Origin of the sequence: Pseudoalteromonas sp., from assembly GCF_041629635.1 — a bacterium.
GTDB lineage: Bacteria > Pseudomonadota > Gammaproteobacteria > Enterobacterales > Alteromonadaceae > Pseudoalteromonas.
The window spans coordinates 1-9,468 of sequence record NZ_JBFKMX010000136.1; the positions used below are offsets into that span (position 1 = coordinate 1).

General features: G+C 37.8%; 4 protein-coding genes. All 4 read right to left on the minus strand.

All coding sequences use genetic code 11. The features are described 5' to 3' along the window. Positions 1–2,390: two-component regulator propeller domain-containing protein (locus ABYD77_RS15520; protein WP_372771031.1), on the minus strand; the 2,390-nt coding region annotated here is incomplete at its 3' end. A 37-nt stretch (positions 2,391–2,427) separates the two neighbouring features. Next, the gene (locus ABYD77_RS15525) at positions 2,428–5,709 is read right to left on the minus strand and encodes a two-component regulator propeller domain-containing protein (RefSeq protein WP_372771032.1); all 3,282 of its coding nucleotides are present in this window, start codon (positions 5,707–5,709) and stop codon (positions 2,428–2,430) included. Between the two features lie 144 nt (positions 5,710–5,853). After that, the gene (locus ABYD77_RS15530; protein WP_372771033.1) at positions 5,854–8,910 is read right to left on the minus strand and encodes a sigma 54-interacting transcriptional regulator; all 3,057 of its coding nucleotides are present in this window, start codon (positions 8,908–8,910) and stop codon (positions 5,854–5,856) included. A gap of 249 nt (positions 8,911–9,159) precedes the next feature. Further along, a partial coding sequence (locus ABYD77_RS15535; RefSeq protein ID WP_372771034.1) for a hypothetical protein occupies positions 9,160–9,468 on the minus strand: 309 nt, incomplete at its 5' end.

The window sequence follows — 9,468 nt, forward strand, 5'->3', positions numbered from 1 at the left end:
GCTATTTCTATTTTAATTTCACGTATAGGTCCCCATACACCTGCATTATTTGAGCCTTGAACCTGAAACGTGTAGTCACCGAACGGCAGATTAGTATAACTTGCAAGTTTACTCTTACTTTCACTACTCCATGTATCTGAGAAGCCAAGCAACCTATACTTATAAAGGTTCTTTTCTGGTTCAGTAAAATCTAAGCTGGCAAATTCAAATTCGATTGCATTTTGCTGATAAGAGAGGTTTAACTGCTGAACATCAAATACTGATTCTTCCATGCTTAATTGATAGTTAGCTATTTTGATTTTTGTCATAATTGTGGCGGGCTTAAAACTATTCATTGAGAGCCATAATTGCTTTGGATCTATTTTATTAAAGCCATTATTACCGCCAAAATACAGTTGTCCATCGGAGCTTTTAAAGTAAGCACCACTGTTATACTCCATTCCTTGTAGTCCATGATTGATAGAAAAGTTTTTAATTTCTCGAGTGCTCGGAGTCAGTGCACTGATACCATTATATGAAGATACCCATACCATGCCTGAGTCATCTTCTAAAACTCCCATAATGGCATTGCTTGGTAAACCATGCTGTCGATGAAAATACTTTATTGATAAATTTTCATCACTTTGCGGATAGTTGATAAGAAAAAGACCACTATCTTTACTTCCTGCCCATACCCCATTTTTTCCTGCAAAAATGGATACCACTGATGTTATTTTGCTGTTTTTATCACTTGGATGATTTAGAACGACTGAAATGAATTTTTGTCTTTCAGGAGAGTAATAACATACCCCGCCACCATCTGTAGCAAGCCAAATGTTATCTTGTTGATCTAAACTCATACCAACAATTCGATTACCACAGAGTGAAAATGGATTATTTTCTTCGTGCTTAAATCGAACAAACTTACCATTTTGGTAATGATTTAATCCCCCACCAAACGTAGCAACCCAAATATTCTGCTCCGCATCTTCTAAGATGCTGGTAATGCCATTAAAACTCAATGATTCAGGGTTTTCTTTATCATGTTTATAATGAATAAAAACATCCTGATTTGGTTGTTTTAAATTCAAGCCCGAGCGCATCGTACCAACCCACAAACGGCCCTGCGAATCTAATAGTAAAGACATCACTCTATGGTCGCTTAATGCGCCTTTATCATGCACTGAAGGCATATAATTTATAAACTTATTCTGCGATGAGTCATAATAATTTAACCCCCCCCCCCATGTGCCAATCCAGATATCTCCTTGAACACTATCTGCAAAAGAAGTGACAATGTTCGAACTTAACGATGAAGGAGCATTTGGAACACGTTTGACATGAGAAATTGAACCTAATTTTGCATTCCATTTATTTAAACCTGAGAATGTGCCAACCCAAAGCACCCCTCCTCTGTCTTGCGTTATTTTGGTTACTCTGTTATCTGATAAAGTGTGTCTAGCGCCTGGATCAAAAGAAAAATGATGAAAACCGCGAATATCACTGTCCCATAAATCGAGGCCATTATCTGTGCCAAGCCAAATGCGGTCTCGACTATCCCTAAAAATGCTTCTTACACGATTATCTGCCAGGCTATAATAATTTTCCGGCTCATGTCGCCAATTAGTACTTTCTCTTCGATAAGGGTTAATTATCACTAAACCATTGTTATAGCTTCCCGCCCATATCGTGCCATCTGGCATTGGTTGAACTGTATAAAAATCATTTGTTGGTATGGATGTATTACTTGATGTATTAGATGAGTAATTGATTAATAAATATTTTTTTTCATCCCACATGCTAATACCACTACCTTCACTGGCAATCCAAACACGCCCATGATTATCACCTTTAATATCACGTATTTTGAGTAATGGCGGGTTTTCAGCACTGTTATCAACTGAAAATGCATTAACTTGATTTGTCTCTAAATCGAGTAAGAATACACCGTGATTTTCAGTACCGATCCACAGTCTATTATTTTGATCTTCGAATAATGTACGAATATTCCTCAGTTTATCATTTACCTCTTGGGTTGCGGCAACAATCCTCACAAAGTCATTGGCTACGGGGCTATAGTAATGAAGCCCTCCCCCTAGTGTTGCAACCCATAGCCGTTTATCCCCTGATGTAAATACATCACTGATATAGTCATTGGCTAAACTGTTGATATTTTCCGGACTATTTAGGTAGTGTTCAAAAGAAGAACCATCCCAGCGAGTAAGCCCTTCTTGCGAACCAATCCAGATAAATCCATATGCATCTTGCTCAATCGCCGTAATGTTATCTTGTGTTAAACCATTTTCAGCATAAATACGCGTAAAAATTGGGTTATCAAATGACTGTGCATTACTATTTCCCAGCAGCAGAAAAAGTACAATAAAAAACAAAATGTTAGTGTATTGACGCATTAGCCACTCCTAAATTCTAATTTAATATTTTACTTTTCTAAGCATCAACCGATGAATTTTCATTGCTAGAGAAAATTAAATAGATAGCTTGTTGTTCAGCCATCGCTTCAGGGTCAAGAATTATCCTTTTGTAATCAGTGCGAGTAAGGCCTAATTGTCCTGGCTGGATACTCGCCCATATATCTCCCTTTAATTTGGCTATTGATTGTGCCTTCTCAGCTATACTTAATACTTGTTCCCAACTAAATAATTCGCTTTGCGACACGGAAAAAGGGTAATAAACAAGTCCAGCTGATGCTTCGAGGTCTAACTTATGATTTTCACTTACAATCTTTAAATTATTTACCTTTTCTAACAATCGTTTAACTAAGACTTTTATATAATCTGCTTTTTCGGTCTCACCCACTAAGATAAAGGAATCCGATCCCCAACGAGCTAACATATCTGATTCTCGACATAATGATTTTAGAAGATCGGCCGTTTCACTGAGCACTTGATCGCCAAAATCAGGCCCCATTATTTCATTGGTAGACTTAAAATTACTGATATCAATTAGAATTATAAACAATGGATGGTGATGAGCTAAGATATCTGACAGTGACATTTTTTCGAGACGACGCTCAAGGTTTTTGGTTATTTTATTCATGTAATCGGACACAAATCGACGGTTCGGCAATCCTGTAGTCACATCCGTATAGGACGCTTCTTGTAACTGTTTATTGAGCGACTTTAATTCAAGGTTTCTCTCTTCCAGTTTAAAACTTCTTTCTAATAGTTGTTCTGTTTTTTGATTTATTTGTTCTTCTAAAACTTCACTGTTTTTACGCTCTTGCTTAATACGATGTAGGTGAATGTAATATCCAAAGGCACAAAACAGTAAAACCATTAATAAATAACTAAGATAAGCCCAACGAGATAAGAACCATGGCGGTAACACTTCAACATTTAATTCAACGCCATCTTCATTCCATACACCATCATTGTTTGAACCGATTACTTTAAAGGTATATGTGCCATGTGGTAAATTTGTGTAAGTTGCATACCTGTTTACCCCAGCATCGATCCAGTTGTCTTCATAACCAACCAAACGGTACTTATATTTATTTTCAGTGGGTGATGCATAATCTAGTGCAGCAAATTCAAAGCTGACTACGTAATCTTCAGCAGATAAAGTAAGTGGTGTTGCCTTTTCAATCGATTTACCCCGAGTAAGTGATTCGTTTACAATACGAATATCTGTAAGTGCAATTTTTGGCGGGTGTTCATTGTGAATAATTTCAGCAGGATAAAACGCATTAAAGCCATTTGACCCTCCGAAGTACAACTTGCCTGATGATGTTTTATAACTTGCACCAGCATTAAATTCGTACGATTGTAAACCATGAAATACTCCATAATGGCGCATTATTTTTCTACTTGGAAAATAACGTGTTAAACCGCGATTGGAGCTTAGCCATAACTCTCCTCTTTCATCCTCGATAATGCCATAAATTACATTGCTTTTAAGACCATCAAGGCGAGACACTTGCTCAAATTCAGGGTTTTCTTTTCGCCGCATATTTGCAGACAATTTTAATAACCCCTTGCCTTGAGAACCAAACCACAAATTAGACTGTCGATCTTCACTTATGACCCAAATTGTGTCACTTGCGATTGAAAAGGGATTGGCAGCCTCTTTACGATAACGTTTAACCTCACCATTTGATGGGATTAGACGCCCCACCCCATTACCTAGAGTACTAAACCATACTTCATCATTTCGAGATACTGTGACATAAACCACTTTATTGCTATTGATGGAGTTTTCATCGTTTTCGTTATGTCTATAATGAACAAATGACTGCAATTTAGGCTTGAGCACTGACAGACCCCCACCAAAATGAGCAATCCATAGGTTACCTTTCGAATCTTGTGCTAATCGAGTAATTCCACCATTTGCCAGACCACTCTCATCCTGCTGGTCATGCTGAAATACTTTAACAACCCGATTTGTGGTTACGTCCATTTGAATCAAAGAACCACCAAATGTGCCAACCCACAAGGTACCGTCAATTATTTCTAAACTGGTAATACGAAGATCAATTACACCTTGTTCTTTGCCAAAATAAGTAAACTTACCTGTAAGCTCATCAAAAAGATAAAGACCATCATAGGTACCTACCCAAATTTGTCCTTTGCTATTTTCAACAAAGGACAAAATAGTGTTTGATTTTAATGAAAAAGGGACGTCTTTTTTACTTCGATAAAGCTCAAATGAAGAAGTTTGATAATTCCATTTACTAATACCAGAATAGGTTCCTACCCAGAGAATACCGCCAGAATCCTGGTACAAGCTCAAGGTTCTTCGACTAATCAGGCTACTAGGAACGCCAGGAACATTTGCATAATGCACAAATGTATCGATATCACTGCGATACTCGAACAACCCATTATCAGAAGCAAACCAAATGATTCCGAGATGGTCTTGTGTAATATCTCTAATAAAATTGTTATTTAATCCATGCCCAGAGCCTTTATCATAGTGCTTTATAAAACCTGTGCGGGGATTTAATCTATAAATACCTTTGTCATATGTGCCAATCCACACTATGCCATCCAAAGATTCGAAAATCGATCTGATCCTATTAGTGCCGAAAGGTTTGCCATCGTGCTGATTAAAGTATTTTTGAACTGTTCTGCGAGATAAGTCTAATTGAAATAATCCATTGCCATCGGTAGCGATCCATACATGGTTATGTTGTCCTAATAAAACATCTCGCACTTTAATTGGGCTCATCTCATCATTTTGTTCCAGAGTTATGCGTTCAACTTGTCCCGATGCTGGGTCAAAGTAATCAAGCCCATGTTCAGTTCCCAGTAACAATTTGCCATTATCTGTTTCCACTATTGCGCGAACAATGTCACTAGACAAACTGGTTTTATTATTAGGTTGATGTTTGTAATGAACAAAACTATGCCCATCCTCTAGCAATAAATTAAGTCCGCCACCGTCAGTACCAAACCACATTCGTCCTTGACTATCTTGAAAAATAGTCCAGATCCAATCATGGCTTATACTGTTCACATTTTTTGGATCATGCAGATACGTTTTAACTCTGTAGCCATCAAATCGATTAGCTCCTTCAGACGTTGCAAACCACATAAAGCCTTTATTGTCTTGGGTAATATTGTAAACCGTCTCTTGCGATAGACCATCTTCTACGGTTAAATGTCGAAATTGTACATTTTTTGCCACCGTTGAAGCATTCACGTTAGTTGAAATCATCCAACCAGTGTTTAGAAGAGAAAGTAATAAGAGCAATCGTATTAATGGCATCATTCCCTGCACTTATATATTATTGAAAAATTTTATTTTATTTTTTAAAGATAGTTAATGGTTCAAGTCTTTGCCAGAAATAAACTGGCGAGAAATACAATTTCGTAACAAGCATAAGCACGTGAGAAAAATAACAAAAAGCTAAGCTCAGTTAAGCATTTTTCTTAAAGTCGGCTCAGAAACACCAACAAATGCAGCTGAGTTTTGTCGATTTAAGCCAATATATTTTGATATCTGGCAGAGCTTTTCTCGGAGCCCATGAAGTTTACTTTCATTATATTGACAAGGCGTGTCTAAGTAGTGTTGTAAAAACGCCATTGAAACGTTATATGCGCTTTCTAAAGTGGGATCTAGTGGATAATATTCGTCTGCTTTTAAACGTCTTCGTAAAGTAGATTCTGGCACCCCAAGCTTCTTGGCTGCATGACAAGTATTGTGATTTGACTGTTCTATTGCCAATCTTATCAGTTGATTTTCCAACCACTTGCCAAACCCAACATAATCGCAAGAATCAATAAGTAGCTGCAATTCATTCGCAAGGTTTTGTTCTTGCGAACCGATAATCGTATTGGAAGTATCATCAATTGAATTAAATTGGCGATTATCTTGTGTAGACTGATTTAAGCTTTCTTTTTCAAACTCAAACGAACTCGCATTCAACTGAGACCGCAAAGATAAGTGTTTAGCATCAATCAGTGGACTATGACATATAATCACAGCCCTCATAATTTGATTTCGTAATTCCCTGACATTGCCAGGCCAGTTATGCTGCTGTAGTGCTCTGTGAGCTGCTTCTGTAAACCCTTGAATACTTTTATTGTAGTGCTGATTAAACTGTTTGAGATAATGTTCAGCAATCAATCGTATATCTGGTTTTCGGTTTCGTAATGGCGGGCTTAATAACGAAAATACATTGAGTCTATAATATAGATCCGTGCGGAAGCGCCCTTGTTCAACTTCCTTAATCAGATCTTTATTTGTTGCTACAACAAGCCTTACATCCACGCTTTGGCTTTTATTAGAACCTAACGCCATAAACGTTTTCTCTTGGGTAAAACGCAACAATTTAATTTGTAAATCGAGTGGTAATTCTCCAATTTCATCAATAAAAAGAGTGCCTTTGTCAGCCTCTTTAAATTTTCCAACGCGATCTCCTGTTGCGCCTGTAAAGGCACCTTTTATGTGTCCAAATAGTTCACTTTCAATCAAACTGGGCACTATTGCTGAACAATCAACAAGCACAAAAGGGTTTTCCTTACGAACACTTAAATTATGGATAGTCTTAGCAAGTAACTCTTTTCCTGTTCCTGATTCTCCAAAAATCATTACTGGGGCATCTGTTGGTGCAACCATACGCACCTGAAGTAATAATTCTTCCATAATCTTTGACATGTGGATTATTTGTGTGTTTTCTATACTAGTGTCAAACGCCTCTTGCTCAAGCTGCACCCTTTCTTTATCTTTAGCGAGTAATAACACTCGTTCAACAGCTGCACCCAGGTAATCTCCTAAAGTTTCAAGAAAGTTAATTTGCTCTTTCAGCATTAAGTTTGTTTTCGAGCGATACATCATAATGACGCCGATAACATAATGCTCAACGAGCAGCGGTAAAGCGTAACAAATCTGATCATCCAAGTGGGAATCAATAATAAACAACTTTACTTTATCGCTGGAAAAAAGTTCTGTTACTTCATGCGTTATATCTGATTCACACATCATGTCTTCATGTTTATCTGCCAAACATTTGGCAACCATTTCAATTGGCTCATTTTCGACTTTAACCAACATCAAAGATGCGTTTAGTTGCAAAGCATCATTTAAATGGTGGAGCACATCCTTTGCCAATGAAAAAATATCTACCGCTTGCGATACGCTTCTCACTGTATTCCAGAGTAACAACAAGCCTTTTACATCACTATCAACATTCTGAGTAAACTTACCACTTTGCCTATCAATATCACTCATCAAAGAATGATTATTTTTTTCCTGCCATACCTTAATTGCATTTCCCCCCTCTTCATGCGAAGTATTAAGTGCCCATGTTGCATGACGGAATAAAGTTATTGGGGTATGAATAGGATCTGTATCACAATCTTTTTCAGATTCGGCCAATCCCATACTAAATGTTAAGGTAATTTTGTCTGAGTAATAGCGATGAGAAGAAAGCTTTTCAAATAGCCGCTTGGCTGCATTAAGCCCCTCTTCTAAGGTAGTGTTTGGCAAGGTCGCTGTAAAGACAGCACCACCATATTTTGTTGATAAGTCGGTAAATCTAATTTCTTTATTAATGAGTTGATTAATTTCATTGAGTACAGCATCACCAATAATCTCACCGTACTGTTGATTTACTTGCTCGAAATTGTCAGGATTTATTAATAGAAGGCACGTTGAAGTATCTTCAGCTTGTTGATGATCTTGGTTTCGTCGCGCTTTTTGGGACAAAGGTTGGTTAGATAAATTAGCTAGAATACGAAACATCACGACAGCGCCAGTACATTTTTGAACTTCATCCGTAGTCGGTCCAATAATACCATCTACCAAAACGACCCCTTTATCAGAACGAACTTCTAGAGGTAGCAAACGACTTACCGACTGAGTTCGGATGGCATTCTCCAAAAGCCGAGTTAATCGATTAGTCGATTCTGGGTGGGCACAAATCAGAGATTGATTCCACGGTTTATCTATCGCCTTATTGGCATCAGTACATAACAGCTCACAAGCATTGCTATTAATATTGGTAACATCACCATCAGTACTCACCAAAATCACTGAATTCCCCATACAACTCAGAGCTTGGTTTAAGATCATTTGGTTGTTGAGTAACTGCTTTTCACGCTTAAAATCCTCCATCGCTAGATCAATCGCAATTTCAAGTTCGTGTAGGTGAATCGGTTTGACAATGTAGCCTTGAGGTTTTACGGATTTTGCGCGTATTAAGGTTTCTCTATCAGTGTAAGCTGTTAAAAAAATAACTGGGATAAGTAAACTTTGTTTTAATTGCTGATAGACACTGATTCCATCCAGCCCTTGGTTTAAGTTAATATCTGACAGTATTAAATCTGGTTTATCTTGCGGGATCAATTTAAGGGCATCAGCACCATTATAAGCAATTCCAACGACCTCGTGACCTAAGGATTTAATACTGTAAGCTAAATCTTTTGCCACAAGGGCTTCGTCTTCAATGATAAAAATTCGATAGCTCATGAGTTCCAAATTTAGTTTATTGACAATCAGGCTGAAATAACCCCCAGATTAATCAATGCGCATTATATTTTTTGAGTATAGACACGCGAATTAATATTATCTAATGCAAGATCTGATAAGAGTAAAGAATATTTTTGTACATTGAATCGATAAGATATGTACGCCCTTTGTAAAATGAACTGCTACAAGTCATATAAAAAAAAGCGCCTTATTAAGAAAGCAATGCGCTTTAGGGGGTGAGCAAGATAACTACTGTTGATCTACCCAGAAATTAACCCCCATTGGCTCGGTGAGGCTTTCGTTCCAAATAGTTCCCTCATTCCAGAGCGAACCTTCATTCCAAATCGAGCCCTCATTCCAGAGCGTTCCTTCATACCACAGCGTGCCTTCGTTCCAAATGGAACCTTCATTCCACAGGCTGCCTTCATTCCACAACGAGCCTTCATTCCACAACGAGCCTTCATTCCATAGCGTACCCTCGTTCCACAGTGTGCCTTCATTCCACAACGTGCCTTCATTCCACAGTGTGCCATTGGGCGACAAAATGGCAAATTCACC